The sequence below is a fragment of the Kribbella sp. NPDC051936 genome (genome assembly GCF_040680955.1).
Classification (GTDB): Bacteria; Actinomycetota; Actinomycetes; order Propionibacteriales; family Kribbellaceae; genus Kribbella.
Genome location: NZ_JBFAXS010000002.1, coordinates 204,770 through 230,068, shown reverse-complemented (window position 1 = coordinate 230,068; position 25,299 = coordinate 204,770). Strand labels below are relative to the sequence as shown.

Here is a 25,299-nt window from a genome sequence, read left to right as displayed (position 1 = left end):
GCGCGCACGCCGGCCGGACGGTCAGGCCCAGGGGTCGAACGGGATCCCGGACGGCTTGGAAGCGTTCAGCAGATTGCGGAACCGGTCGTCCTTGTCGGTGATCTTGATCGTCGCCGAGCCGAAGTCGGCGGTCATCAGCGTGTCCCGCAGCGCCGTGCTGGGGTAGCCGTTCCAGTCGACGAGCGGCGGGTACCGCCAGTCGTGGTAGTGGTTCTCCGGCGGTTCGTCGTTGCTGTTGGCGAGCCGGAAGAAGTGCGTGCTGGCGCCGTCCTTGTGGTAAACGACCTTCGGGTGGGAGCCGTCGAACCGGACCTGCGAGCGGCTGTAGGTGACCTGGCTCGAGTGCTGTGTCGTGGTCACGTACTCGACCTGGTTGGTCGACTGGTTCACCCAGGAGATCACGTGCTCCCAGTCGTGCCGGTGCCCGCCGAGGCTGCTGCCGGGGACCGCCTGGTCCTTCTCGAAGTAGCTGGCGTACACGATCGCGCACCAGCCGTTGTTGCACTTCGAGCGGGCGTAGGTCTGCGAGTTGTCGAGGTCGGACTGGTCACGGCAGTTGCCGTTCACCGCGCCGGTCGGGTTGAGGCCGGGGTTGAGGGTGCCGTCGGCGCCGATCGCGGGGACCGCGTAGCAGCCGTCGGTGTCGTAGTCGTACGCCGGTGAGAACGACTGCTCGTAGCCGCCGGCGTTCTGCGGCAGGTGCGGCGGCGGGGCGGCGTAGGCCAGCGCGGCCGAGGTGATCGTCAGCGCGAGGGTGCCGAGGACGACGCCGAGCGTCCTGCGCGCGCCGCGGCGGGGTGGGGCGGAATCCTGCATCGAGTGCTCCTTCGAAACTTAATTCAGGGCGGAAAGGAACGAGACGAGGATGGCAGGAACCGGCCGCTTCCGCCTAGACCTCAGATGGACAGAGCGGGAACGACACCTGCCGCGGTGGGGCGTGTACGCCGCCGGGCGCCGGGTACCGGCGGGGCATGCGCCTGACGGAAACCGCCGACGTCTGGTGGAAGAACGCGGTGATCTACTGCCTCGACGTCGAGACCTTCTTCGACACCGACGGCGACGGGCGGGGTGACCTGCGCGGGGTGTGCCAACGGATCGACCACCTGGCCGAACTCGGGGTCACCTGCCTGTGGCTGATGCCGTTCTACCCGACGCCGGATCGCGACGACGGCTACGACATCAGCGACTTCTACGGCGTCGACCAGCGGCTCGGAACCCACGGCGACCTGGTCGAGCTGATCACGCTGGCGCAGGACCGCGGCATCCGGGTGATCGCCGATCTGGTCGTCAACCACACCTCGGACCAGCACCCGTGGTTCCGCAGCGCGCGGGCGTCGCGCGAGTCGCCGTACCGCGGCTGGTACGTGTGGCGCGACGAGCCGCCGCCGGACGCGGACAAGGGCATCGTGTTCCCCGGCCAGGAGACCAGCCTCTGGCAGTACGACGAGGAGGCGGGACAGTACTACCTGCACCAGTTCCGGAAGTTCCAGCCGGATCTCGACATCGCGAATCGCGAGGTGCGCGAGGAGATCGAGCGGGTGGTCGGCTTCTGGTCGGAGCTGGGGCTGTCCGGGTTCCGGGTGGACGCGGTGCCGTTCCTGCTCGACACAGCCGGTGCCGAGGACGCGGCCGGGTTGCCCGATCCGCACGACTTCCTCCGGGACCTGTGCGCGTTCCTGCATCGCCGACGCGGGCAGGCGATGCTGCTCGGCGAGGTCAACCTGTCGTATCCCGACGTACGGCGGTTCTTCGGCGACGAGGACGGCGACGAGCTGACCATGTGTTTCGACTTCATCGGGATGCAGCGGCTCTACCTGTCGCTGGCCCGCAACGACCCGGCCGAGCTGGTGAAGGCGCTGCGGGAGCGGCCCGATCCGCCGGAGGAAGCGCAGTGGGGGACGTTCGTCCGCAATCACGACGAGCTGACCCTCGACAAGCTGTCCGACGCCGAGCGGCAGGAAGTGTTCGACGCGTTCGGCCCGGACGAGAACATGCAGCTCTACGGCCGCGGGCTGCGGCGCCGGCTGCCGCCGATGCTGGACAACGACCAGGACCGGCTCCGGATGGTCTACAGCCTGTTGTTCTCGCTACCTGGTACGCCGGTGCTGTTCTACGGCGAGGAGATCGGCATGGGGGAGAACCTCGCCGCCGAGGACCGGCACGCGGTCCGGACGCCGATGCAGTGGACGGCCGATGCCAACGGCGGGTTCTCGACCGCCGACCCGTCGCAGTTGCCGGCGCCGATGGTCGAGGGCGAGCTGGGCCCGGACAAGGTGAACGTCGCGGCCCAGCGGCGCGATCCCGACTCGCTGTTCAGCTGGATGAAGCTCCTGATCCAGCGGTACCGCGAGTCTCCCGAGTTGTCCTGGGGCACGTGCACGATCCTCGACAGCGGCGTGCGGTCGGTGTTCGCCCACCGCTCGGACCACGAGGACGGCACGATCGTTGCCGTGCACAACTTCGCGCCGGACGCCGCCCGGGTCGACCTGGCCGTCGCGGGCAACGGCCTGGGCCTGCGGGCGGTCGACCTGCTCGCCACCGGTACGCAGAGCGTCGGTGACGACGGCGTGTTGTCGCTCGACCTCGCCCCGTACGGGTGCCGCTGGCTGCGGATCGTGCGCCCGGGGGATCGGTATCTCGTGTGATTCGCGGGGGTACGGCGCGGGTACCGGCTGCTGGTACGCAAGGAAGGGGAGACGACGATGGGCAACAAGGACAAGCTCGAGAACGCGGCCGAGGCCGCCAAGGGCAAGGCGAAGGAAGCGACCGGCGACGCCACCGACAACCGCGACCTGCAGGCCAAAGGGCAGGCCGAGAAGTCGAAGGCGAATCTGAAGCAGGCCGGCGAGAAGGTCAAGGACGCCTTCAAGGACTGACGGTCAGCTCTCCTCGCGGTTGCCGAGGGCGATGAAGGCGACGATCGCCAGGGCGGTCAGGCAGGCCGGGATGAAGAACACGTGCGGCAGGCCGATCGCGGCCACGCCGACGCCGCCGATGGTCCCGCCGATCGCGGAGCCGAGGGGGATCGCGCTCAAGAAGATTCCGGACGCGGTCCCCACGCCCTCGGGGTACAGCCGTTGGGCGATCGAGACGCCGAGGGCGCCGACACACGCCCACAACCCGGCGGTCAGCGCCTGGCCGACGAACAAGCCGACGACCGACGTACTGAGGGCGTAGGCGAGGTTCCCGGCCAGTCCGAGGACGGCGCCCGCCGTCATGGCACGGATCGCGCCGTACCGGTCGGCGAGCCGCGCCACGACGGGCAGCAGCAGGAGTTCGAGCAGTGGCTGGATGCCGATGACCGCACCCCGCACCGAGTCCGACACGTGTAACTGCTCGGCCATGTAGATCGGCAGGTACCCGAACTTGATGGTGTCGCCGGTCATCGCCAGCACACAGACCGCGGTGAAGGCCAGCAGCGGCATCATGTGGTCGATCCGCCGGCGCTCGGACGGTGCATCCGCGTCGGGGTCGTCGTACCGCTCGACGCGTTGCCGGCCGAGCGGGATCACCTGTGCGAACACGCAGACAGCTGTTGCCATCAGCAATGTACGCAGGCCGAAGACGCCGCCGAACCAGCTGCCGAACACCGGACCCAGGATCCAGCCGGTGGTGAACGCCATCCGGACCATCGCGACGACCCGGTTCTCGGCCCTGGTCGGGTGCCGGCTCAACTCGTCACGGCAGGCCGCGAACAGCTGTGCCATCGAGCCGCCGGCCACGCTCAACGCGAGCGCACTGATCACGAACGGCATCCAGACCGCCGTCGCCGACGCCATCGCGGCCCAGCCGAGCGCGCCGACCACCGAGCAGATTCGGAACCACAGCAGCCGGTCCTGAGTGCGGTCCGACCATCGCCCGACCAGGAACCCGGCGACCGGAGCGGCCAGGTTCGTCACGTAGTACAGACCGGCGACAGGCAGCGGTGTGTGCAGTTCCCGCACCAGGAAGAGCGTCAGTTGCGGGGTCGCGGCCGAGAGACCGACACCGGCGATCAGCAGGGACAGGAACGCCGAACGGTAGAACCGTGATCGGAGGACGATTCCCAGCGCGGACTCGGACCGGTCGAGCATCACTCCATGCCTCGGACAGCGAGGCGCACCGTGCCGGTGAGGACAGTCACCGGGTAAGTTCATCATGTCCCGATAAAGTCTGGACATGGACCTGCGCGCCCTGCCCGCCGCTGCCTCGTGGACGCACCGTGACGCCCGGGTCGGTTTCGAGGTGCTGTTCGCGGAGCCAGGCCGGTTGCGCGGCCGGACGTCGGCTCGCGAGGACGACTCGACCTGGTACGTCGGGTACGAGATCACCGTCGGCGCGGACTGGGCGACCGAGTCCGTGCACGCGGCGAACTCGACCGTGACCGGTGATCATCAGGTCGTGCTGACCCGCTCGGCGGAGGACCGCTGGAGCGTCGACGGTGTCGCCCGGCCGGATCTCGACGGCTGCCGGGACGTGGACTTCGAGTCGTCGGCGGTCACGAACACGCTGCCCGTCCACCGGCTCGCGTTCGTCCCCGGCGCGACCTTCGACGTACCGGCGGCGTTCGTCCGGGCCGACGACCTGAGCGTCGTGCGGCTCGAGCAGTGCTACACACTCACCAGCTCGGCCCCGGACCGGCACGTCTTCCACTACGAGTCCGCGACGTTCGGCTTCGAGTGCGAGTTGGTGTTCGACGGGTCCGGGTTGGTGGTGGACTACCCGGGGATCGCGACCCGGGACCGCTAACCCCAGATCGCTTCGCTGACGGCCACACCCAGGAACACGCTGCCGAGGCCGGCGACGATGCTCGCGGTCACGTTGGCGATCGCGAGGAACCGTGCCCGGTCCTCGTAGAGGCGGATGGTCTCGTAGGAGAACGTCGAGTACGTCGTCAGCGCGCCGCAGAAGCCGGTGCCGACGAGCAGCTGGAGGTCGTGGGGGAGGGCCGCCGCCGCGCCGGTCAGGAACCCCAGGACGAGGGATCCAAGGACGTTCACGCTGAACGTGCCCCACGGGAACAACGAGTCGTGCCGGGCCTGGACAGCACGGTCGGCGACGTACCGCAGCGGTGCGCCGACCAGGCCGCCGGCGATCACGAGCAGCAGCCGCGTCATCGGGTCCTCCAGGTGATCAGCGCCCGGGTCGCGGACACGGTCGCCCACACCGCGAGCAGCGCGCCGGCGACCGTCACCGTGAGGTAGAGCAGCGCGTTCGCGGCGTGGCCGGCCGTGACGAGTCGCTGGATGTCGACGGCGTACGTCGAGAACGTGGTGAACCCGCCGAGGACGCCCGTGCCGAGGAAGGGGCGCAGCAGGCGTTGCCGGGTGAAGACGTCGGACACCATCACCATCAGGATCCCGATCAGGCCGCAGCCGACCACGTTGATGATCAGCGTGCTGATCGGGAACCCGCCCGCCGGCGTGGGCCAGCCGAGCCCGATCAGGTACCGGGCCGACGCGCCGATCGCTCCGCCGGCCGCGATCGCGCCGAGGACCAGCGGGTCGTGCGCGCGCCCGGCGCGGCCGTCGATCCGCAGGTCGACGTCAGGGTCGACCGGCCCCTTGGGCAAGGGGTTGACGGGGTGCTGCTGCACAGACAGTCCTCCTACCGGAATCGACCTCGCGGCGCGGCGCCACGAGGTTCCTCGGGTAGGGACTGTTGGCCGCCGGACGGCGACAGTTGGATCCGGCGAGCCCCACCGCCGGTCGAACTCGCACCAGCATAGCTGCCGCCGCCACCGGCCGGCTCAGCGGTCCACGGGAACGCCGCCCCCGGCCGGAGCCGGAGGGCGGCGTTCGGGTGACAGGTCAGCCGCCGTTGAGGACGTCGTACTTCGGGGCGATCCGGAAGTACTGCGGGCCGGAGAAGGTCAGCGGGACCTTGCCCAGACCCTTGATGACGGTGCTCGTTCCGTTGGCGTGACCAACGGCGTACAGATAGCCGGATCTGGTGTCCCGGTCGATGCCGAGCAGCAGCGTGCCGGTCGCGCCGCACTTGGTCGCGATCAGCTGCTCGAAGCCCTGCCAGGTCGAGCCGCGGACGACCCGGCTGGTCGGGCCGGACATGTACTTCGTCGGCCAGGTGACCGTGACCAGCGTGCCGGTGCGGGTGTTGGCCAGGAACGTCTCCGAGGTCGCGGTGCGGCCGATCAGCGCGATGCCCTTGACGGTGCTGAGTCCGCCGGCGCCGGCATTGACGCGCCAGGCGGAGCCGTCCGAGATCCAGCGGTGCGTGGTGCCGTCGGTGCGCTGGCCGTACAGCAGCTTGCGGGCCGGCTGTCCGGCGTCCGACGGCTGCAGGATGGACTGCTCGATCCAGCGGTAGTTGGACCAGCCGCCGCCGATCCGGAGGTTGTTGTGCGGGTAGTGCGGGTCGAGCTGGCTCTGGCCGTCGACGACGAACGAGCTGGAGTACAGCGCGCCGCCCATCACGGTGAGGCCGGTCCGCGCCTCGCCGTTGGTGCCGACCGGCGTGCCGGTGAACGTGCTGATCTTCTGGACCTGGTTCGCCCCGAACACCCCGGCGGTGCCGCGGACGCCGCCGATCGTGATCGGCGCGGTGGCGTTGATCATCCTGCTGGTGAACGCGCCGGTCGACGTCACTGAGCCGAGCCGCAGCGAACATGCCGCGGTGGTCGCCGTCGTGCCGGCGGCTGCGGACTGTGCGGCCGGCCCGGCCTGCGCCTGCGGCATCATGGCCGCCCCCAGGCCGAGCGCGAGCACGCCGGCCGAGGCCAGACCTACGGTCTTTCGAAACATCTGGATCGTCCCTCCCCTTCACGCGGAGGCACCCCAGCCTCCGTCGTACCGCGTTGGAGTCCGGCCGCGGGAGAAAAGTTCGACGTCGATGTGACGTCCGCGACAGCGCTGCGCGGGCTCCGGTGGCGCTGCGTACTGGTAGACACGGGAGTACGCACGCGAAGTGGACTGGGGAAGCGGATTCGATGGTGATGGCCTGGCGGTTCGGCGCCGTCGACGTCGACGCCGTCATGACCGTGATCCGTGACCCGGCAACGTTCGCGGACTGGATGATCGCCGTACCGCCGGAGCTCCGCGCCGCGGCGAACTGGCCGCAGGCCGGCAGCGTCATCCAGCGGGACGACGGCCGCGCGCCGCGCGCACGCCACGCCCACAACCGGCAGCTGGTCGTCGCGATCGTCGAGACCTGGCGGCCCGATCACGAGCTGGTCGTCCGGCTGCGCAGCGGTCTGGGCGGCTGGGTCCGGATCTCGGTGAACGTCCAGCCGCGGCCCGGCGGGGCGCTGATCGAGGTCCGCGCCGATCCGCTGACCGCGACCGCGCGGCTGCGCTTCACCGGCTCGGCCCGTGGCCGCGCCGAGGAACGCTGCGCCGAGGTCGCCGAACGCCTGATCGAGCTCGCCACCACGCCTGAAATGTCGTGATCACCCTTCCTGCAGCAGGCGCCGCAGCCGATTGGTGGCGCGGAACTGCAGTTGTTTGACGGCGCCGTCGGTGCGGTCCATCGCGGCCGCGGTCTCGCTGATCGACAGGCCGGCGAAGAACCGCAGCAGCAGGCACTCGCGCTGGTCGTCGGGCAGGTGGGTGAGTGCGCCGCGCAGCGACGCCTCGCTCACCGACGCCAGCGCGGCCTGCTCGGGCCCGATGGCGTCGTCGATCTGCGGGTCGACCTCGTCGGTGACGATCGCCAGCCGGCTCCAGCCGGAGCGGTGATGGTCGATCACCACGTTCCGGGCGATGGTCGCCAGCCAGGCCGCGAAGTTCAGGTGCGCCCGCGGCCGGCGGGCGATCGCGCGGAACGCCCGCAGGAACGTCTCGCTGGTCAGATCCTCGGCCGCACTGCGCGACGAGGTCTTGGAGTAGGTGTAGCGGTAGATCGACGGCAGGTACCGATCGTAGAGCCGCCCGAAGGCTGCTCCGTCGCCCGCTTGCGCGAGCCTGATCAGTTCGTCCTCGTCGTCGGCATCGTTGGATACAGCGGCGGTGTGTGTGGACATGTGCCGGTTACGCACCGCCCGGTGCGAAGTGGTTGATGGCCATGCGCTTCCTAAGCCCCGTTCTCAGTCAGCTACGCCGTGAACATCACGAAAAGGTTACCGAATGTCGCTCACCGTGTCACCACCTGTCCGCACAGTTGCCGACGGCGCGGGCGGCCGGTAGCTGCAGGGGCGCTGACCGGTCGGTCACCGGCGGTGCAAGATGGGCGCATGGATCTGTCTCTCGCCACGTCGTACGACGCCTCTCCGGAGGAGGTCTTCGCGATGATCACCGACATCACGTTCCAGGAGCAGGTTTTCCAGCGGCTCCGGGCGCAGTCGTACGACGTGGTGGTGGGCGACGACGGCGACGACCTGGCGGTGCAGTTCCACTGGCAGACGCAACTGGCCGACGTACCGGTGGTGGCCCGGAGGTTCGTCGGGAACAGCTTGCAGCTGGAGCAGTCGAAGATCTGGCACCGGCCCGACAACGACGGGGCGCGACAGGCCGACGTCGACGGAGCGGTGACCGGGGTGCCGGTGAAACTGACCGGCACGACGCGAATCGTGCCGGAAGGCCGCGGGACGACGCAGGCGTTCGACCTGCGGGTGACGGCGTCGGTCCCGGTCGTCGGTGCGCGCCTCGAGCAACTGGTCGCGGACGCGGTCCGGTCCCGGCTGGAGAAGAAGTTCGAGGTCGCCTGGTCGTGGCTGTCGGGCTCACTCTGAGTCCCAGTCCCAGCCCGTGATCGCGGCGCGCAGGAGTCCGGCCGCGGCGGACAGGTGCGCGTCGGCGTTCCAGAGCAGGGTCAGCGTACGGCGGCACTCCGGGTGGTCGACCGGTACGGCCGCGACCGGGTAACTCGGGATCGCGCGACGGGCGAAGACCGGGTTGAAGCCGATGCCGAGACCCGAGCGGATCAGTTCCTGGATCGCGGCTGCCTCGTCGCTCTCGCACACGATCCGCGGAGTCGCGCCGGTCTCGGCGAACAACCGGTCGAGCAGGCGGCGCTGCCAGTGCCCCTTGCGGGCGATGACGAACGGCTCGTCGACGAGGTCCGCGACCGTCACCGACGGACGGCTCGCCAGCGGATGGTCGAGAGGTGTCACCACGAGCACGGCCTCGTCGAGCAGCACCGCCGATTGCAGGCCGGCGTTCGGCACCGGCTGGGACGCGACGCAGAAGTCGACGTCCTGGGCGCGCAACGAGCGCGGCATGTCCACCGCGGACAGCTGCTGAAGCTCGATCTCGACGGACGGGTGCTCGCGCTTGAAGGCTGCTATCGGCTCGGTGAGCGCGAGGAAGGTCTCCGCCGCGAGCCGCACGCTGCCCGAACCCTGCGCGGTCGCCTCCGCGACCGCGCGGCGGCCGGCGTCGAGTTCACCGAGCGCGCGCTCGACGTATCCGCGGAACAGTGCGCCGGCCGGATTGAGCCGGAGCCGCGCGGCCCGGTCGAACAACGGCGTACCGAGTTCGTTCTCCAGCCGGGCGATCGTGCGGCTCAATGACGGTTGCGCGACGTGGAGCTCGTCGGCCGCGCGGCTGAGGTGCTCGAGCCGGGCGACGACCGCGAACTGGCGGAGCATCGTCAGGTCCATCATGACCCTTCCGTCATCACGAGATAGCGATATTGGTCTTGGACGCTCATAACGCGTGAATCATAGTGTCGCGGCATGGTCAGTGGTTGGGCTCTGCGCGGGCTCGTGAGCGCGCATCTGGTGGCGATCGTCGGTCAGCCGGTGTTCGCCGGCGTCTATCTGAGCGGCGACTTCGACGGGTTGCGCCTGCACGCGGTCGGCGCGGACATCGTCACGTCGATCGGCTGTCTGCAGGTGATCGCCGCAGCGGTGGTCTGGGCGCGGCTCCGGCGGGTCTGGCCGTTCTTCGCGTCGCTCGGAGTGGTGGCGGCCGAGACAGTGCAGTACTTCGCCGGACAGGACGGCGCCCTGTGGTTGCACCTGCCGTTGGGCGTGCTGACCGTCGCGGCGGTGGTCGTGTTGTTCATCGCCGTCTGGCGGGAGGCCGCGCATGCGTGAGCGGATGAGCCGGCGTCAGGTGCTGGGCATCGGTGGCGCGCTCGGGCTGGTCGCCGCGGGCGGGTTGTCGAGCGCGGCCGCACTGTCGCGGCGCCCGGCGTCGACGGGGGCCGAGTTGCGCAGCGCCGTACCGTTGCCGCCCGCGTTCCAGGTGCCGTTGCCGTTGCCGCCGGTGCTGTCCGGTGCCGATCGGTACGAGATCGTGCAGCGGGAGGTCACCGCGGAGATCCTGCCCGGCGTGCCGACCCGGTTGTGGACGTACGGCGGCACGTTTCCCGGGCCGACGATCGAGTCCAGGCGAGGGCACGCGATCACGGTTGCCCACCGCAACGAGTTGCCGGTGCCGACGGTGGTCCACCTGCACGGCGGGCGGACGCCGGCGGAGTCCGACGGGTATCCGACCGACCTCGTGCTGCCGTCCGGCTGGGAGCACCACGCCCACGGCATGCACGATCCGCGGGCGGTGACGAGCAACGTCACGCGGGAGTACACGTTCCCGCTGGATCAGCGGCCGACGCTGCTGTGGTACCACGATCACCGGATGGACTTCACCGCGCCGGCCGTGTGGCGCGGCCTCGCCGGGATGCACCTCGTCCGCGACGACGCCGAGGAGTGCCTCGGTCTGCCGTCAGGGGCGCGCGAGCTGCCGTTGCTGATCGCGGACCGCGCGTTCGCCGCCGACGGTTCGTTGGCGTATCCGTCGATCGACCCGTCGTTGACGATGCGGCCTGGTGTCGAGGAACCTTACCTGGCAGGTGTTCTGGGCGATGTCGTCCTGGTGAACGGCGCGCCCTGGCCGGTGCACGAGGTCGATGCGGCGCGGTACCGGCTGCGCATCCTGAACGCGTCGAACGCGCGGCACTACGACCTCGAAGCGGTGCTCGACGACGGGCGCCGGCTCGACCTGATCCAGATCGGCGCCGACCAGGGTCTGCTCAGCACCCCGGTGACGCATCGCCACCTGCCCATCGCCCCGGCCGAGCGGTACGACGTGATTGCCGACTTCGGCCGGGTCGCCGTCGGCGGCCGGGTCCGGATCGTGAACCGCTCGGGCACCGGCCGGACCCGTGACGTGCTGGCGTTCCACGTCGTACGGAAGGCGGCCGATCCCAGCCGGATCCCCGACGTGCTGTCCGACGACCTGCCGCGGTGGCAGCGATCGGAGGCCGTCCGGACGCGGGACTTCGCGTTCCGCGCCGGGCAGCTGGGCGACGGCCACGGCTGGTTGATCGGTGGCCGGCCGTTCGCGCCGGACCGGACCGACGTCACCACCCGGCTCGGCGACGTGGAGCTCTGGCGGTTGGTTGCCGACGTCCACCATCCCGTCCACCTGCACCTGGCCGGCTTCCGGATCCTGTCACGCGGTGGCCGCGAACCCCTCCCGTCCGACGCAGGTCTCAAGGACACCGTGTCGCTGCGCCCGGGGGAGTCCGCCGAGATCATCACCCGCTTCGACGGGTACCGCGGCCGCTACCTCTTCCACTGTCACAACGCCGAGCACGAGGACATGGGGATGATGGCGAACCTGGAGATCACCTGATCACTCGCGCCAGCCGGCCAGGTCCACCGACTTGCCGGTGTCGACCCGGAACGCGAACTTGACGACAGTTTCGGCGCCGGGCCCGAGGTCGAGTTTCCAGGTGACGACGCCGAGGTCGGTGGTCTCCGCCGGCTCGGGGTCGGCGGTCAGCTGTTTGACGGTGATCTCGTGGTCGCGGGCGACCGGGAACTGGTCGAGCACCGTGACTCGGGCGGCCCGCGGGGTGTGGTTCTCGATCTTCGTCTCGTAGTCGACCTGCCGTCGGCGCGTCGATCCGAGCGTTGCCTTCGTCGCGCCGCGCCGGACCATCTTCCGCTCCACCCGGATGCGGTCGTCGAGGCCGAGGGCGAGTTCGACGTCCTCGCCGGGCGCCCACAGTGGCAGCGCGGCCGAGCCGACGAAGTCCGCGTCGTGGAAGACCGCGGCCTTCCCGGCCGGGAGGGTGTGGACGGACGAGTTCACCACGGTGGCCCGCAGGTGGACGTCGGTGGATCGAACCGGGGCCGTGATGTAGTCCAGTTCGGCGTCGAGGTCGATCGCGGCGATGGTCGCGCGGTGGGTCGCGCCGTCCGCGGGTACGGCGACGGGGCGCGGCGGGGTGTAGCTGGCCGCCGTCACGCCCTGCTCGACGATCGCTTGTTGCTCCACGAAGGCGGGCGCGGCCGACTGGAGGGTCTCGGCGAACGCGTCCGTCCGCGCCGCGCCGCGCATCATCGGGGCGGCGGCGACAGGCACCGGCGGGTGGAAGCGGTCGAGGTACCAGGGATCGAGCTCGGGGACCTTCGCCGTCACGGTCGGTCGCGCCGTCGACAGGGTGAGCTCGCACTCCGGCCAGTCCTCGCCGGTGGCCTGCGTGATCACCCCGTACCAGTTGAGCGTCAGCCGATCGCCCCGCAGACGGACGTCGTACGAGCTGGACCAGCCGGCCGCGGGCACGACGTACGAGAGCTCGACCTCGACCTCCGCCTCGGACTCGGCCTCGAGCGTGACGGCCGCGGACCGCCGGTCGGGTGTGCGTTTCTCCGAGAGCGCGGCGAGCTGCCGGCCGATCGCAGCGAGACGGTCGTCGACGTCCCGGCGCTGCGCGGTCAGCTCCCGGCGGGTCGCCCGTACGGCGGCCAGTCGGCTTGCGAGCGATTCGGTGAACCCGCCGAGCTCGGCGGTCGAGTCGCCCGCCGCGAGCGTCCGCGCGAAACTTCCGCCGGCCCGCTTGGCCAGCTGCGCGAGGAACGTCTCCAACTGGACCTGTACGTCGTCCGCGTCGGTCAGCGCAGCGATCTCGTCCTGCGCCGCACGCCGCTGCCGCTCGAGCTCGCCGACTGTCTCGTCCGGAGCCTGCGGATGGTGCTGAGTCGCCACGTCCACCCCGAGTACGGTCGCCGGCCCGCGCCCGGACACGCGCACCGAATCGTCCTGCAGCAACAGCGGCAGCGGCTCGACGTACACGGTCTGATCCCCGGCCAGCACCACCACCCGCCCACGCCGGGTGACCCGTGCCCGATCCGGATACACGGTCACCGCGACGATCGGCGCATCCACCAAAAGTTCGCTCATGTGTTGACAGTAGCCGCGAGGAGTTCGAGTTGGCGGCGGTAATCGTCGAGGCCCGCGGCCGCGAGCCTGCAGACGAGGTGCGTGGCGCCGGCTTCGACGTACGCCCGGAGGTGTTCGGTGACGTGGGACGGGGGGCCGGCGACGACCGCCTGGATCTTGCGGAGGTCTTCGAGGTCCATACCGTAATTGGTGCGGGCATAGCCGCGGAGGCGGTCCTCGCCTTCGGCACGTGAGTTGGTGATCGCGACCGAGACGAACAGCGCGGGCGTGACGGCGCGGCCCGACTGTTGCACGACCTTCAGGCCGGTGGCGTAGTCGTCGGCGCGTGGGGGATAGGGCAGCCAGCCGTCGTACAGCCGGCCGGTCCGTTCCAGCGCGGCCGGGGTCGATCCGCCGAGCCAGATCGGCGGTCCGCCCGCGGTGTGCGGCCGGATCGTCGGCGGTACGTTGTCCAGCCGCAGTACGTCGCCGTGGAACGTCACCGGCTCGTCCGCACTCCACAGCCGCCGCCAGAGCGCGACCGTCTCGTCGAGCCGCGCGAACCTGCGCTCCCACGGCACCTCCGACAACCGGTGCAGCGGTACGCCGAAGCGCCCGGGGAATCCCGCACCGACGCCGACCACCAGCCGGCCGCCTGACAGCAGGTCGAGCGACGCCAGGCTGTGCGCCGCGTTCACCGGACGGCGGGTGACCGGCATCAAAGTCGCCGTACCGATCGTCACGCGTTCGGTGGTCGCAGCCGCTGCGGTCAGCACCGTCAGCGCTTCGATCCGCGGTGTCAGCACCGAGTCGTTGGTCCACACCGAGTCGTACCCCAGCTCCTCGGCCGTGAGCGCCAGCCGCACCACCTGCCGCGGCTCGTCGCCCGCCGCCCACTGCGCTTTCACCGTCGGCAGCAACACGCCGACCTTCGCCTCCAAGTCCATACCGCCGATCGTCGCGAGCGCCGTCCGCCTGGGCAATTCCCGCCTGGGAATCGGCCGCTCGGAACGATAGGTAGTTCGCCGTTTCGCCTTGCAGGCATGGGATTTCGTGGGCTCGGTGGATTTGGCGAAATCGGCATGCGTTTCATAGAATCGAACACATGTTCGATAATGATCTGGGTGTGTTGCCGACCCGCGACCTGCTGGAGGCCGCGGCTGAGTGCCGTGCGGTGGCGAGCCGGGCCGACGCGCGGGTGCTGGAGTGTGCCCAGGTCTACGCTGACCGGTTTCATCCCGCGGTGTGTGGGGTGCGGCCGGGTCGGCGGGTGGGTGATGGGCGGGAGCGTGCGGTGGTGCTGGGTGGTGAGGGTTGCCCCGAGATTGCGGAGTTCGCGGTGGCGGAGTTCGGTGTCGTGGTCGGTGTCTCTCCTGGTGTGGGGCGTCAGATCATCGCCGATGGCCTGGCGTTGCGGCATCGGTTCCCACGGATCTGGGCGCAGGTTCAGACTGGTGAGGCGACTGCGTGGAAGGCCTGTCAGATCGTGCGGTGCTGCGGGAAGCTGGACCTCCAGGGGGCGGCGTATGTGGACCGGCGGGTGGCGCCGGTCGTTGACACGATCTCGCCGTACCGGCTGGACAAGATCGTGGCCGCAGCCAAGAAGCAGGCCGATCCGGGGCTCGCTGAAACCGACGCCGCGGAAGCAGCCGCCGAGCGTCGCGTGTTCGTCGGGCGCGGGGACGGGCACGGCAACAAGACGATCTACATCAAGGCCGCGGCCGGCGGGGTGAATCGGTACAACGCGGCCATCGCCGCGATCGCCGAGGCTTTGAAGACCTTCGGTGACACCCGCCCGGTCCAGCACCGCCGCGCCGAGGCCGTCGGCATCATCTCCGACCCCGCCTTCACCCAAGAACTCCTCACCCAAGCCCGAGCTCAAGGCGCCGCGGCAGGGCACGACAACGCCCCACCTCATGCCGCCCCACAGACCGAAGCCGACCCGACAATGGACGTTCGGGCCGGAGCCGACCCCGCAGCGGACGCCCAGGGCGAAGCCGACGCGATACTGGATGTCCGGGCCGGAGCCGACGTAGCGGCCACGAGCGAGGCCACGATCAAGGCTGCCGACGAGCGCGTGCGTTCGGGGAGCGGGACGTCTGTGACGGCCGACGGTGCCGGCGTCGCGTGGGTCGACGTCGCGTGTGCGGACGGCGAGGACGATCTGCTGGAGCCGTCTGATCCGCGGGAGCCGGTCGGGCCGATGGAGGATCCGTGGTTGGAGGCGTCGGGGCCACGCGACCTCGATCTGCCGGTTGATCCGTACGACGGCCGCTCGCCCGACCCGAGGACCCGGACCGCTGAGGCGCAACCGATGGACGCTGCCACGCTCCGGGCGCTCGACGCACGACTCGCGCAAATCGAACAGGACGCCTACTCGGCAGACCCGACCAGGGCCGGCCGAGTCAGGGGCCACGTGCGTCCAGGACAGACCGAGGTGATCGTGCATCTCACCGACAAGACGCTGGCGAGTGGTGCCGGCGTCGTACGGGCTGAGGGCATCGGGCCGCTGCTGGCCAGCCAGTTGGCCGAACTGGTCGGGCACGGTCCCTACACGGTGAAGCCAGTCATCGACCTGAACGACGCGGTCAGCGTCAACGCCTACGAAATCCCCACCCGGATTCGTGAGCGGGTGCGACTGATCCACCCGGTCGAACTCTTCCCGTACGGCACCCGCGAGACCAGCGACACCATCGACCTCGATCACATCGAGCCCTACGACCTTCACGGGCCAACAGGCCAGACCAGCACCACCAACCTCGCGCCGCTCGGACGGTTCGGTCACCGGGTGAAGACGCACGCCCGCGGATGGTCTGTGCACCGCATCGACCACAAGACGCTCGAATGGACCACACCGCACGGCTTCACCTTCCATGGAGACCCCGACGGCACCCATCGAATCCCGTCTGGGCGTGAGTTGCTGGAAGGGTTCGTCAGAACGTTGCTGTTCGCGGACGCCGACAGCGTGTGCGGTGCCGCGTCCGGGACGCGTGGTCCAGGTCGGGTGAACTCCCGCAACGGCTGTCGCCACCGCGAGCTTGAGACCCGGGTCGGCACGCTGACGTCGCCGTGTCCAAACTGCGCGAGAGCGCGAGCTCGTTTCCCGGACTGGCTGCTGGAACGCCGCCGCCAGGCGGAGGCGGCTCTGACGTCAGTGGTCAGGTCAGTGTGATGGCCAGGAACCTCGACGAGCTGGCACCGACGGGTTCCGCGAGATCCTCGGCCATCGACGTCACGGCCACCTCCGCCGCCGAGTCCGGGACCTGGCTGTAACAGCTCCTTCAAGGACCTGGTCGCCCGCGGTCTGAACGGCGTCGCGTTGGTGACCTCCGACGCCCACGCCGGGCTGGTCCTTGCGATCGGCGCCTCCCGCACAGATCCTCCTCGAGCCGCCTTTCTCGGCGATCTTGGGCATCGGCACATGCACCAGGCCCTCGATCGTCACCTGCACGTTGTGCTCCCAGCGACCTTCGTCAGCTCACCTAGCGTCCGCGGCTCGGCGGGCTGCGCCTCCTGCCCAGCGCGTCATGGCGGTGCTGCCGGACCCACTACACGGCCAACCTCACATCCATGTCCCAAGCACGCCTTGGGCAGGGACAAGGCCATGCTGCACTCGGTGTTCGGCCAGCTCGACGCCGCCGCCGTGCACACCCAGTACGACTGGCCCTGGTGGCCGCTAAGCCGCCCGGGGCACGAGGATCAGCTTGTCTCTCGACCCGTGCCGGCCGGGGTCCGGTTCGGTCTGCGGGGCGCGACCGACACCTGGTGTCGCTGCACTAGACCGGTCGGCTGCACCTGCACCTGTCGGACGACCAGGGCTGGCGGATCCAGATAAACCCTGGCCAGGCCTCACGGAGTATGGCGGCAGTCTGCAGGTCGGTGGCGGTGTGGGCGGGGCGTACACGAAGGAGGACTACGCCGAGCCGATCCGCTACGCCGGGGAGCACTACGTCACCGAGATCGACACCCAAGGGCACACCAACGCGGCGCTGGCGTCGTACCCGGGAGCAGAGCAGGGTGACCTCGCGCCGGACCTCTACACGGAGACCGAGGCCGGGTTCAGCTCGCTCGCCCTCGACACAGAGACTGCCCCGCCTGAACCGCCGGCGACCTGGGAGACCCTCGGGCGAGGCGCCCGCAGGGATCGGGCGATCATGCGGCCTTCGGGATGGCGTCCAGCTGCTCCAGGGCCTCGGTGAGTGGGGGGACCTCGTGGAGATGGAAGGTGCCGGTGGTGTAGTCGGTGACCTGGTGCCACTCGTTGTCGATCACGTAATACACGTGCGGGCTGACTGCGCCCGGGCTCGTGGTGAAGAGTTCGGCGGTGCGGCTCACCATGGCAGCCAGTGCGTTCAGCGCCGTCTGATCTCGCAGCACATGAATCACGAGCTGGTCGCGCGCGGGCATGGCGACAAGACAACCGTGGGCAGGGTCTTCGACCCGGAGCGATTCGCGCAGCACCGTGTCGAACACGAGCGCTCTCGACGCGGTGAACATGCCTCCGCCGACCACGGTCAGCTCGGCCCCGGCCAGCTGCACGGTCTCGACCTCGTCCTGGATCCGGCGAAGGTTCGCGAGGCCGATCCGGGTGGCCTGATCTCGTGTCAGACCGAGCCTGTCGACGTCGAAGTACATCGCTGCCGCGCGCCCCACGTAGACAGCCGGCACCACGACGACACCCGGCACGAATTCAGGCGTGTCGCGGACCATGTCAGGATCGTGGAACGCTGCACGCGCGAGCCTGAGACAGAGCTTGTTCTCCAGGTCGTCCGGCACCGTGATGACTTCGTCGGGTCTGGGCATCTGATCGAAGTGATCACTGACCTCGGCGTGCCACTGCTGTCGTGGCAGGTTCGCGACCTTGAGGGCGAGGTTGCCCAGACCGGCGGTCATTCCGTCGGCCGCGTCTGCAGACACATCCCCGGTTCCGACCGGCACCAGGGCCGCGACGCCGTCGTACCGCATCGCGAAGCCGCGCTTCGCCGCTGCTGCCTCTGCGAGGCGCACCAATCGCGCGGCCTGCCCGACGGTCAGCGGCCTGAGCTGCGGATGCGGGTGCTGGTCGGCTCCGAGCGTCTGCCGGCCACGCCGGCGGTGATTCCTGTGCTTGTTCATTCGAGCACCTCCTTGCCCCAAGAACGTACGGTTTTCCGCCGGCCGCGGACGGAGGAACCTCGCGGCCTGTGGATAACTGCCTGGGGATAGGCGGCTGTTAGCGTTAAAACCATTGACTCCGCTTCAGCTCTTGACGATGCCACTCGCGACTCAGTAGCTTGCAGGCAGTCTTTTTAACGTTAATATCCCGGGAGTGCCAATGCAGCACGCCAACCGTGGGCCGGCTCCGCACGGTCATGTCACGCTGGTGCAGGTCGCTCAGCGGGCGGGTGTGTCGGCGCAGTCGGTGTCGAACGCGCTGAACAACCCCGACCGGGTGGCGCCGGAAACCCGCAAGCGGATCCTGGCCGCGGTCGAGGAGCTCGGGTACGAGCCGAACCTGTCCGCCCGGGCGCTGCGCAACCGGAGCTCGTCGCTGATCGCCTTCAAGATGCGGCCGTCCCGGCCGGACAAGGCGTCGCTGCTGATGGACGACTTCCTGTACGTGCTGAACGCTGCCGCGGTCGAGGCGGGGTACCACCTGATCCTGTGCCACGCCGAGGACGGACCGGCCGGCGAGATCAAGGCGTACCGGGACCTGCTGAAGAAGACCTCCATCGACGCGTTCGTGCTGGCCGAGACGCATCACAACGACGACCGCGTTGCGGCGCTGCGTTCGTGGGGCGTGCCGTTCGCGTCGTTCGGCCGCTCTTGGGACGGCGACGACAGCCTGGCCTGGGTCGACGTCGACGGCCGCGCCGGAACCCGGGCGGCGACCGATCACGTGGCGGCCCAAGGGCACCGGCGGATCGGCCACATCGGCTGGCTCGCGGAGTCCGAGCTCGGCCAGGACCGCCGCGAAGGGTGGCTCGACGCCTGCCGCGCCCGGGAGCTGGAGACCGACCTGCAGGCCGCGGTCGCCGACTCCCTCGAAGCCGGCCGGCAGGCCGCGCACCGGATGCTCGACGCCTCCCGCCCCGCGACCGCCCTGGTCTGTGCGTCCGACACGCTCGCGCTCGGCGTGATGCGCGCGCTGCACGAGCGCGGGTTGCGGCCGGGCGCCGACGTCGCGATCACCGGGTACGACGACTCGCCGACCGCCGCCCTGGTGAGTCCGGGACTGACCACCCTGCGCCAGCCGATCGACGAGGTCGGACGGCAACTGATCCAGGCCATCGACAACCTGATGGCCGGCGATCCCCGTGAGCCGCAGCACGTGCTGCTCGAGCCGGAGCTGGTGGTCCGCGGATCCAGCCTCCCCGGGCCCCGCACGTCCGCTGTGCCAACCTCCTGAAGGGACACAAGATGAGGCACGGAACCAGAATGCTCGCGGCGGTCGGCGCCGCGGCACTCGTGGTGACCGCAGTGATCTCCGCCCCGGCCGCTCCGGCGGCCACCCCGCCCGCCGACCCGTTCGTGGTCGGCGTCGAGAACCTCCCCAACGGCCGCGGCGTCGGCGGCGCCATGGACCTGACGTCGTACGGCGACCTCGACTGGGTCCATGTGACAGGTTCAGGGGTCGACCGGAAGGCCGGCGTACCGCAGGCGCTCACCGTCGACGACCTGAACCCGGCGGGTGGCCGGACGACGCTCGACGACAGCCCGATCTCGTTCGGGTGGTCGGACGGCGCCTCGCCGGCGACCGGCGTCACCACCGGCGGCGTCTTCAACTACGACACGACGACGGTGGGGGACACGACCGCCCACGACGCCGGGTACCGGATCACGGTCCCGGCCGCAGACTCGCCACGACGCCTGGTGTTCGTGGGTGGGATCTGGCAGGCCCGTGGATCGGTGACCGTGACCGCGACCGACGGCAGCAGTCCGTACACCACGCAGATCAACGCGGGCGGCACCGCCGGGGCGAAGCGCTACACCGTGACGATCCGGCCGGGCCAGGGCGTTGTCGTGACCGGTCGCTTCGCGAGCAAACTCAATGCCGCCGGCAACCTGTCGTTGTCGGCCGCGACGCTCTCGACGCTGGGAACCGGGTTCTCGGCGACCGCTGCGCCGGTGTCGATGAACCTGACGGCCGAGGGGGTCAGCGACTGGATGCACCTCGACGGATCGACGATCAACCGCCGGGCCGGTACGCCGGTGCTCGCGGTCGCGAATCGGCAGTCCGGGGGAGCGATCGGCTCGCAGAACGACAACCCGGTGAGCTACTCGTGGACCGACGGTACGCCGACTGCCTCCGAGCCTGGCACCCGTCACGGCGGCATCTTCTTCGCCGACGGCGCGAACACAGGCGTGGACCTCACCGATCCGTACGGCTACGACCTTACGGTCCCGGCGGCAGCGGACCGTCGTACCCTGCACTTCGTCTCCGGCGTCTGGCGCGCCGCGGCGAAGATCTCGGTCTACCTCGACGGTGCGTCGACGCCGACCTACGTGAGCACCGAACTGGTCAGCACCGACCCGTCGGTCACCCGGGTGTTCGAGCTGAACCTCCAGCCAGGGCAGTCGGCCCGCGTCAGCGCACAGCTGACCCGCAAGACGCATGCCTCCGGCAACGTCACACTCGCGGGTGTGACTCTGGCGTCGGCCGGTAGCTACCGAGCTCTGGTGCAGAACATGCTCGACCAGGCCGCGGCGGCGGACGTGTATGCGGCGAGCGAGTCCGCGCAGCGGCAGCTGGACAACGAGATCGCGGCGGCGACCGCGACCCTCGCGGACGGCGGCGCGCAGGCGGACGACCTGCGGCTCGCGTACGACTTCCTCAAGGCGGCGTTCGACGAAGCGGTCTCGTCCGCGGCGAACGCGCAGTACACCTACGTCACCAACCCGGGTCTCACCTCCTCGTTCGGCTGGGAGGGTGACCTGAACGCGCCGATCGCCTTCATCGACGGCAGCTACCGGCTGCGCAGCCGGGGCGACGCGATGATCACCTTCGGGGTGCCGAACATCCCGGGCAAGATCAAATGGTCCAACGCCGAGGGATACCTGCCCGCGTTCATCAGCGAGTACTCCAAGGACGGGCTCGGCATCAAGGTCGAGAACTTCGCCGACCTCGTGGTTGTCAACGGCAACCGTTTTGAGATCGCGTACTCGCGGATGACCGTCACCAACACCACGTCGGCGCCGGCTCGTCTGCCGCGGGTGTCGAGCCTGCTGACGCCGCTGAACGATGCCGGTGAGACGGTCGGCGCCGGGCAGACCGTCGTCCGCGACTATGCGGTGGCAGCGGATCGGTTCGGCGGCACGTACGACTGGCCGACGGCTGAGCAGGTGCGGCCCCTTGGCGGCTTCGACGAGCACTACCGGCACATGCGGCAGTACTGGAACAACCGGCTGTCGGCGATCGCGGACATCACGGACCTGCCCCACCGGCGGCTGATCAACGCCTACAAGGCCGGGTACATCTACACGCTGATCATCCGCGACGACATCAACGGCGCCAAGGAACTGCACGTCGGCGAGAACGGGTACGACGAGATGTTCGACCACGACACGATCGGCATCGTGTCGACGCTGCTGACGGTCGGCGACTTCACCTACGCCCGGGACTACCTGTCCACGCTGCCGGCGCAACTGCAGTACGACGACGCGAAGTGGAAATACAGCTGGCCGTACGCGCTCTATCTGCAGCGCACCGGCGACAAGGACTTCATCCGCAACCGGTTCGAGACGATCAAGAAGAACACGCACACGATCGAGACCGACCGGATCGACGGCGGCACGGGCATCATCAAGCAGACCGACGCGATCGACTCCCACGGGTACTGGACGATCGACAACTGGTCGGCGCTGACCGGGCTCACGACATACCGCTATCTCGCCACGGCACTCGGCGAGACCGCGGAGGCGGCGTGGGCGAAGGCCGAGTACGACGATCTGCTGAAGGTGGCGACCGCGCGCATCGAGCAGACGATGAAGCAGTACGACCTGGACTACCTCCCGATCTCGATGGTGGAACCGAACGAGACCGGGCCGCGCAAGGACCCGCGGGACGCGAACTGGGCCTCGATGTTCCTGTTCGGGCGCTGGGCGTGGGACGGGTACCTGTTCGGCGCCGACCAGCACGGGACGATGTTCGACAAGATCGACGACACGTACACGCACGGGTTCGAGCGGCGCAAGGACGTCTCGGACACCATCTACAACTTCGGCGGGTACCCGCACGGGTACTTCTCGAGCGCGTACAACGCCGGGTACGGGAGTGCGGCGCTGCGGGGTGAGGAGTACCGCGACCTCGGGATCAAGTCGTACCAGTACATGATCGACAAGACGATGAGCGGGCCGTTCGGCTGGTGGGAAGGCGTCGACTACCCGAGCGCCGACTCGCCGTGGAACATCGACCACGCCCGGGGCGGCGGCGGTTCGAACCAGCACATGTGGGGCCAGTCCACCGCGACCAAGGTGCTGTTCGACTCGCTGATCGCGGAGAAGTCGGACGGGACCGTGATCATCGGCCGCGGTGTGCCGAACGAGTGGATCCGCAACCGGCAGCAGATCGCGCTGAACAGCTACCCGGTCACCGGGGGCCGCATCGGCTACCAACTCACCACGTCCGGCAGGACGGTGACGCTCCGGCTCAGCGGTGACACCGCGAAGCCGACCGGTTACAGTATCGAACTGCCGGTGCTGCGCGACAACATCGCCCACGTCTCGACCGAGGGCGCCGTCGTCGACCAGGTCACCGGCACCGTCCGCCTTCCCCGCGGCACCACCCAGGCGACCGTGGTGCTGCGCCGCGCCCCGTAGGTCGGCGAAACGGCTCCGGCTGGCGCATACTGGGGCCAAATGGAGACAACACGCGCGAAGCGCCGCCTAGCCACAAGTCCCTTCAAGCAGCCGGTGCCCGCACCGATCAAGACGTTCGAGGTCGGTGGCCGGGTTTCCCACGACAAGGAAGGCATCGGCCGGATCACCGCGGTCGAGGGCGCCGAAGCGGTGGTGGTGGACCTCGGGAAGGGCCGTCTCCTCCGGGTCCCGGCCCCCTTCCACAAGCTTCACCAGCTCTGACCGGATACCGAGGCGATCATCCGCTCGGCCGGACGACCTCCACCGGAGGCCGTCCGGCCGGGCGCGGGTCCGCACGCATCACGACCATCAGAAGCTGAGCTCGACGCGGGTCCCGGCGGGATCACCTGGATGGCGAAGCCACAGCACGCCGTCCTCGTACTTCGACTCGCTGACGCCCTGCACCGCCGTCGGCTCGGACGGCACGCGGAGCGCCGTCGTGACCTGTACGCCGCGCGGCGCCTCGCAGCTGAACCTGATCGTGGTCGCGTCCCGCTGCCAGTCCACGACGCGGCCCGCGGAGGCGAGGAGCGTCTCGTCGTCGTAAGTGAGGTCGCGCAGCCAGGCCAGCTGTCCGGGCCCGAGCTCGCGGCGCCGGACGATCGGCAACTGCGGGTCGAGCAGATCGAGGTAGGTGCCCTCGAGAAGCTGTGAGCCGCCCGCCTCCTCCAGCACGGCGCCGATCAGGTACGGACCGCGCTGCACCGACAGCCAGTTGCTCGACTTCCAGGTGTGCCCGCCCGCCTCGGCCAGCTCGCGGATCGCCGACACCAGCTCGGCCGCGCGCTCCGGCGACTCGGTGAACTCGGCCGGCCGGGACGCGATGAACCGCACCCGCCCCCGACCGCTCGCCTGGACGCCGTCACGCGAGCGGTCCGCCCCGAGCGCCTCGGCCAGATGGTCGGCGCAGGTGTCGTATCGCCCGGTCCACCACGAGCGGATCTCGTGGTACGGGTCCGCGCCGTCCCCGACGTACAGCAGGCTGCCGCCGCGACTGACCCATCCAGCCAGCGCGTAGTGGATGCCCGGCGCCAACGGCTTCTGGAACTCGTAGCTCAGAACGAGTACGTCGACGTCGTCCAGCGCGTCCGGAGTGTCGATGACGTTCTCCAGCTGGACCGGGCAGACCCGCTGCCCCTCGAACAGCGCGGGCAGCGCCAGTCCGTAGAAGTCGGAGAAGTGCAGCTGCTCACGGCCCTCGAGCGCCAACGCGTCCTGCAGACCGTCGTAGTGGCCGCTCTCACCACCGGGCGCCCAGCGCTGGAACATCGCGGTGTCGGACAGTGCGATCCCGATCCGCGGACCCTCCTGGGACCAACGCACGTCGGGCTGCTCGAGATCGCGCAGGCTGTTCATCGCGATCAGGTAGCTGGTCGCCGTGTCCGGCGGGATGAGCTCGCGCTCGGCGGATCCCTCCCGCAGGTACGGGCGGTTGAAGATCCGGTGCGGCCACGGCGCCACCTCGTACCGCGCGACGCCGGGGTGCAGCAGCGACGCGACCAGCGTGCGCCGGTAGTTGGCGAGGTAGTCCTCCCAGGTGCGGTCCGGGTGGTCCTCGATCGGGTCGTGCAGGAACCACATCCGCCGGTCCGTACCGCGGGTCAGGTCCTGCGCGATGCCGTACTCCAGGTACGCCGTCTCGAAGGTGCGCTCGGCGACCTTCCCGGCGTACACGTTCGGCGTCCGGGACGTGCCGGTCCACACCTGCGCGATCGCACCGTCGATCGACGGCAAGGTTCGCAGCCGCGATTCGGGGCTGATGATCTGCCACTGCGTGTAGTTCAGAAGGCTGTGTGTCGGGACGTAGAAGCGCACTTCGCGGCCCTGGGCGAGCGCCTCGTCGCGGAGCACGGACGTCACACGGTCCAGGCTGCGGGAGAGCAGGTGCTGCTTGAGTTGCCCGGAGCGGAAGTGCGCCTCGGGTGTGCTGTGCGGCGCCTGCCACGGCTCCTTGAAGAAGCCCTGCCACTCACGCTTGAACGACTCCGAGTAGCCGGCCCGCGCCCAGAACTCCGGCTCCTCGAGGTGGATGCCCTCGACCCCGAGCTCGATGATCGGGCGGAGCTTGTGCACCAGGTACTCGGTGAAGGCGAAGGTCGGCACCATGTACGGAATGTCGGTGCTCTCACCGTGCAGGATCGGCGAGCCGTCGCCCGCGGTCTGCGCGTCGGCCCAGTGGCCGGAGCCGTCCCATCGGCCGTCCAGGTAGTCCTGGTACGTGCCCCAGGAGATCCCTGTCATCAGGTGGATCCGGTACCCGGCGTCGCGCCACCGGGCGATCCGCTCCGGCGTGCTGTCGTTGAGGCCGTAGACCATCACGAAATCGGTGCGGAGGTCGATCGATTCGTCGTACGGCGCCTGCTCCTGGAAGCCGGTCGCCTCGCCGTGCTTGTCGGTGCTGTCGGTCATGCGCTCT

At 69.6% G+C, this 25,299-nt stretch carries 23 protein-coding genes and 1 pseudogene; 13 read left to right on the top strand and 11 right to left on the bottom strand.

Annotation, left to right across the window (positions count from 1 at the left end; all coding sequences use genetic code 11):
- Positions 1 to 21 precede the first annotated feature (21 nt).
- A complete protein-coding gene (locus AB0L64_RS06755) occupies positions 22 to 816 on the bottom strand; it encodes an NPP1 family protein (RefSeq protein ID WP_363708509.1) in 795 nt (264 codons plus the stop codon).
- 155 nt (positions 817 to 971) lie between these two features.
- On the opposite strand from AB0L64_RS06755, the gene AB0L64_RS06750 reads away from it, so the two are divergent.
- On the top strand, positions 972 to 2,645 hold the full coding sequence (locus tag AB0L64_RS06750) for an alpha-amylase family protein (RefSeq protein ID WP_363708507.1): 1,674 nt from the start codon (positions 972 to 974) through the stop codon (positions 2,643 to 2,645).
- 57 nt (positions 2,646 to 2,702) lie between these two features.
- A complete protein-coding gene (locus tag AB0L64_RS06745; protein WP_363708505.1) occupies positions 2,703 to 2,876 on the top strand; it encodes a CsbD family protein in 174 nt (57 codons plus the stop codon).
- A gap of 3 nt (positions 2,877 to 2,879) precedes the next feature.
- On the opposite strand, the gene AB0L64_RS06740 is transcribed toward AB0L64_RS06745, so the two are convergent.
- Positions 2,880 to 4,073 carry an MFS transporter gene (locus AB0L64_RS06740; protein WP_363708503.1) on the bottom strand — a complete coding sequence of 398 codons (1,194 nt, stop codon included), beginning with the start codon at positions 4,071 to 4,073 and terminating at the stop codon, positions 2,880 to 2,882.
- An 85-nt stretch (positions 4,074 to 4,158) separates the two neighbouring features.
- On the opposite strand from AB0L64_RS06740, the gene AB0L64_RS06735 reads away from it, so the two are divergent.
- Entirely contained in the window at positions 4,159 to 4,728 is a 570-nt protein-coding gene (locus AB0L64_RS06735; RefSeq protein ID WP_363708501.1) for a putative glycolipid-binding domain-containing protein, read from the top strand.
- On the opposite strand, the gene crcB (AB0L64_RS06730) is transcribed toward AB0L64_RS06735, so the two are convergent.
- From crcB (AB0L64_RS06730) to AB0L64_RS06720, 3 genes are all read right to left on the bottom strand, one after another.
- Positions 4,725 to 5,096 (bottom strand): fluoride efflux transporter CrcB, encoded by a 372-nt coding sequence (gene crcB / locus AB0L64_RS06730; RefSeq protein ID WP_363708499.1) that lies wholly within the window; start codon positions 5,094 to 5,096, stop codon positions 4,725 to 4,727. The genes AB0L64_RS06735 and crcB (AB0L64_RS06730) overlap by 4 nt on opposite strands.
- Positions 5,093 to 5,575: a fluoride efflux transporter CrcB gene (crcB, locus tag AB0L64_RS06725; RefSeq protein ID WP_363708497.1), complete on the bottom strand. Its 483-nt coding sequence runs from the start codon at positions 5,573 to 5,575 to the stop codon at positions 5,093 to 5,095. Before crcB (AB0L64_RS06725) ends, crcB (AB0L64_RS06730) begins: the two co-directional genes overlap by 4 nt.
- Before the next feature lie 214 nt (positions 5,576 to 5,789).
- A complete protein-coding gene (locus AB0L64_RS06720; protein WP_363708495.1) occupies positions 5,790 to 6,740 on the bottom strand; it encodes a hypothetical protein in 951 nt (316 codons plus the stop codon).
- A gap of 185 nt (positions 6,741 to 6,925) precedes the next feature.
- Between AB0L64_RS06720 and AB0L64_RS06715 the strand changes: the two genes are divergently transcribed.
- Positions 6,926 to 7,384, top strand: a complete 459-nt coding sequence (locus tag AB0L64_RS06715; RefSeq protein WP_363708493.1) for a hypothetical protein — start codon at positions 6,926 to 6,928, stop codon at positions 7,382 to 7,384.
- Here AB0L64_RS06715 and AB0L64_RS06710 read toward each other — a convergent pair whose 3' ends face one another.
- Positions 7,385 to 7,957, bottom strand: a complete 573-nt coding sequence (locus AB0L64_RS06710) for a sigma-70 family RNA polymerase sigma factor (protein WP_363708491.1) — start codon at positions 7,955 to 7,957, stop codon at positions 7,385 to 7,387. It abuts the gene before it with no gap.
- A gap of 210 nt (positions 7,958 to 8,167) precedes the next feature.
- On the opposite strand from AB0L64_RS06710, the gene AB0L64_RS06705 reads away from it, so the two are divergent.
- Positions 8,168 to 8,665: a DUF2505 domain-containing protein gene (locus AB0L64_RS06705; protein ID WP_363708489.1), complete on the top strand. Its 498-nt coding sequence runs from the start codon at positions 8,168 to 8,170 to the stop codon at positions 8,663 to 8,665.
- Here the strand turns inward: AB0L64_RS06705 and AB0L64_RS06700 are convergent.
- A complete protein-coding gene (locus tag AB0L64_RS06700; RefSeq protein WP_363708487.1) occupies positions 8,657 to 9,538 on the bottom strand; it encodes a LysR family transcriptional regulator in 882 nt (293 codons plus the stop codon). The genes AB0L64_RS06705 and AB0L64_RS06700 overlap by 9 nt on opposite strands.
- Positions 9,539 to 9,610: 72 nt before the next feature.
- Between AB0L64_RS06700 and AB0L64_RS06695 the strand changes: the two genes are divergently transcribed.
- Together AB0L64_RS06695 and AB0L64_RS06690 are read left to right on the top strand one after the other, a co-directional pair.
- Positions 9,611 to 9,973 (top strand): hypothetical protein, encoded by a 363-nt coding sequence (locus AB0L64_RS06695; protein WP_363708485.1) that lies wholly within the window; start codon positions 9,611 to 9,613, stop codon positions 9,971 to 9,973.
- Positions 9,966 to 11,513 (top strand): multicopper oxidase family protein, encoded by a 1,548-nt coding sequence (locus tag AB0L64_RS06690; protein ID WP_363708483.1) that lies wholly within the window; start codon positions 9,966 to 9,968, stop codon positions 11,511 to 11,513. Before AB0L64_RS06695 ends, AB0L64_RS06690 begins: the two co-directional genes overlap by 8 nt.
- On the opposite strand, the gene AB0L64_RS06685 is transcribed toward AB0L64_RS06690, so the two are convergent.
- Positions 11,514 to 13,067 carry a mucoidy inhibitor MuiA family protein gene (locus AB0L64_RS06685; RefSeq protein ID WP_363708481.1) on the bottom strand — a complete coding sequence of 518 codons (1,554 nt, stop codon included), beginning with the start codon at positions 13,065 to 13,067 and terminating at the stop codon, positions 11,514 to 11,516.
- Positions 13,064 to 13,993 carry an LLM class flavin-dependent oxidoreductase gene (locus AB0L64_RS06680; RefSeq protein WP_363708479.1) on the bottom strand — a complete coding sequence of 310 codons (930 nt, stop codon included), beginning with the start codon at positions 13,991 to 13,993 and terminating at the stop codon, positions 13,064 to 13,066. The genes AB0L64_RS06685 and AB0L64_RS06680 overlap by 4 nt, the downstream gene beginning before the upstream one ends.
- A 158-nt stretch (positions 13,994 to 14,151) precedes the next feature.
- Here AB0L64_RS06680 and AB0L64_RS06675 point away from each other — a divergent pair, with 158 nt between their 5' ends.
- From AB0L64_RS06675 to AB0L64_RS06665, 3 genes and pseudogenes are all read left to right on the top strand, one after another.
- Positions 14,152 to 16,218: a transposase gene (locus AB0L64_RS06675; protein ID WP_363708477.1), complete on the top strand. Its 2,067-nt coding sequence runs from the start codon at positions 14,152 to 14,154 to the stop codon at positions 16,216 to 16,218.
- A gap of 341 nt (positions 16,219 to 16,559) precedes the next feature.
- Positions 16,560 to 16,707: pseudogene (locus AB0L64_RS06670) on the top strand (transposase); the annotation flags it as partial.
- A gap of 226 nt (positions 16,708 to 16,933) precedes the next feature.
- On the top strand, positions 16,934 to 17,245 hold the full coding sequence (locus AB0L64_RS06665; RefSeq protein WP_363708475.1) for a family 20 glycosylhydrolase: 312 nt from the start codon (positions 16,934 to 16,936) through the stop codon (positions 17,243 to 17,245).
- On the opposite strand, the gene AB0L64_RS06660 is transcribed toward AB0L64_RS06665, so the two are convergent.
- The gene (locus tag AB0L64_RS06660) at positions 17,199 to 18,161 is read right to left on the bottom strand and encodes a hypothetical protein (RefSeq protein ID WP_363708473.1); all 963 of its coding nucleotides are present in this window, start codon (positions 18,159 to 18,161) and stop codon (positions 17,199 to 17,201) included. The two genes, AB0L64_RS06665 and AB0L64_RS06660, sit on opposite strands and share 47 nt — an antisense overlap.
- Positions 18,162 to 18,360: 199 nt before the next feature.
- Between AB0L64_RS06660 and AB0L64_RS06655 the strand changes: the two genes are divergently transcribed.
- From AB0L64_RS06655 to AB0L64_RS06645, 3 genes are read left to right on the top strand one after another with little or no spacing between them, the layout of a single operon-like run.
- Positions 18,361 to 19,434, top strand: coding sequence for a LacI family DNA-binding transcriptional regulator (locus tag AB0L64_RS06655; RefSeq protein WP_363708471.1), 1,074 nt, complete (start codon positions 18,361 to 18,363; stop codon positions 19,432 to 19,434).
- 11 nt (positions 19,435 to 19,445) lie between these two features.
- Positions 19,446 to 22,844: a sugar-binding protein gene (locus tag AB0L64_RS06650; RefSeq protein ID WP_363708469.1), complete on the top strand. Its 3,399-nt coding sequence runs from the start codon at positions 19,446 to 19,448 to the stop codon at positions 22,842 to 22,844.
- Positions 22,845 to 22,883: 39 nt separating this feature from the next.
- The gene (locus AB0L64_RS06645; protein ID WP_363708467.1) at positions 22,884 to 23,105 is read left to right on the top strand and encodes a hypothetical protein; all 222 of its coding nucleotides are present in this window, start codon (positions 22,884 to 22,886) and stop codon (positions 23,103 to 23,105) included.
- A gap of 87 nt (positions 23,106 to 23,192) precedes the next feature.
- On the opposite strand, the gene AB0L64_RS06640 is transcribed toward AB0L64_RS06645, so the two are convergent.
- Positions 23,193 to 25,292 carry a hypothetical protein gene (locus AB0L64_RS06640; protein ID WP_363708465.1) on the bottom strand — a complete coding sequence of 700 codons (2,100 nt, stop codon included), beginning with the start codon at positions 25,290 to 25,292 and terminating at the stop codon, positions 23,193 to 23,195.
- Positions 25,293 to 25,299: the final 7 nt, after the last annotated feature.

Coding starts and splice junctions, on each gene's coding strand:
- AB0L64_RS06715 (WP_363708493.1), top strand. CDS start 6,926: ATGGTGATGGCCTGGCGGTTCGGCGCCGTCGACGTCGACGCCGTCATG.
- crcB (WP_363708499.1), bottom strand. CDS start 5,096: ATGACGCGGCTGCTGCTCGTGATCGCCGGCGGCCTGGTCGGCGCACCG.
- AB0L64_RS06700 (WP_363708487.1), bottom strand. CDS start 9,538: ATGATGGACCTGACGATGCTCCGCCAGTTCGCGGTCGTCGCCCGGCTC.
- AB0L64_RS06650 (WP_363708469.1), top strand. CDS start 19,446: ATGAGGCACGGAACCAGAATGCTCGCGGCGGTCGGCGCCGCGGCACTC.
- AB0L64_RS06735 (WP_363708501.1), top strand. CDS start 4,159: ATGGACCTGCGCGCCCTGCCCGCCGCTGCCTCGTGGACGCACCGTGAC.
- AB0L64_RS06705 (WP_363708489.1), top strand. CDS start 8,168: ATGGATCTGTCTCTCGCCACGTCGTACGACGCCTCTCCGGAGGAGGTC.
- AB0L64_RS06750 (WP_363708507.1), top strand. CDS start 972: ATGCGCCTGACGGAAACCGCCGACGTCTGGTGGAAGAACGCGGTGATC.
- AB0L64_RS06740 (WP_363708503.1), bottom strand. CDS start 4,073: ATGCTCGACCGGTCCGAGTCCGCGCTGGGAATCGTCCTCCGATCACGG.
- AB0L64_RS06655 (WP_363708471.1), top strand. CDS start 18,361: ATGCAGCACGCCAACCGTGGGCCGGCTCCGCACGGTCATGTCACGCTG.
- AB0L64_RS06690 (WP_363708483.1), top strand. CDS start 9,966: ATGCGTGAGCGGATGAGCCGGCGTCAGGTGCTGGGCATCGGTGGCGCG.
- AB0L64_RS06720 (WP_363708495.1), bottom strand. CDS start 6,740: ATGTTTCGAAAGACCGTAGGTCTGGCCTCGGCCGGCGTGCTCGCGCTC.
- AB0L64_RS06640 (WP_363708465.1), bottom strand. CDS start 25,292: ATGACCGACAGCACCGACAAGCACGGCGAGGCGACCGGCTTCCAGGAG.
- AB0L64_RS06695 (WP_363708485.1), top strand. CDS start 9,611: ATGGTCAGTGGTTGGGCTCTGCGCGGGCTCGTGAGCGCGCATCTGGTG.
- AB0L64_RS06660 (WP_363708473.1), bottom strand. CDS start 18,161: ATGAACAAGCACAGGAATCACCGCCGGCGTGGCCGGCAGACGCTCGGA.
- AB0L64_RS06645 (WP_363708467.1), top strand. CDS start 22,884: ATGGAGACAACACGCGCGAAGCGCCGCCTAGCCACAAGTCCCTTCAAG.
- AB0L64_RS06745 (WP_363708505.1), top strand. CDS start 2,703: ATGGGCAACAAGGACAAGCTCGAGAACGCGGCCGAGGCCGCCAAGGGC.
- AB0L64_RS06680 (WP_363708479.1), bottom strand. CDS start 13,993: ATGGACTTGGAGGCGAAGGTCGGCGTGTTGCTGCCGACGGTGAAAGCG.
- AB0L64_RS06685 (WP_363708481.1), bottom strand. CDS start 13,067: ATGAGCGAACTTTTGGTGGATGCGCCGATCGTCGCGGTGACCGTGTAT.
- AB0L64_RS06755 (WP_363708509.1), bottom strand. CDS start 816: ATGCAGGATTCCGCCCCACCCCGCCGCGGCGCGCGCAGGACGCTCGGC.
- AB0L64_RS06710 (WP_363708491.1), bottom strand. CDS start 7,957: ATGTCCACACACACCGCCGCTGTATCCAACGATGCCGACGACGAGGAC.
- AB0L64_RS06675 (WP_363708477.1), top strand. CDS start 14,152: ATGTTCGATAATGATCTGGGTGTGTTGCCGACCCGCGACCTGCTGGAG.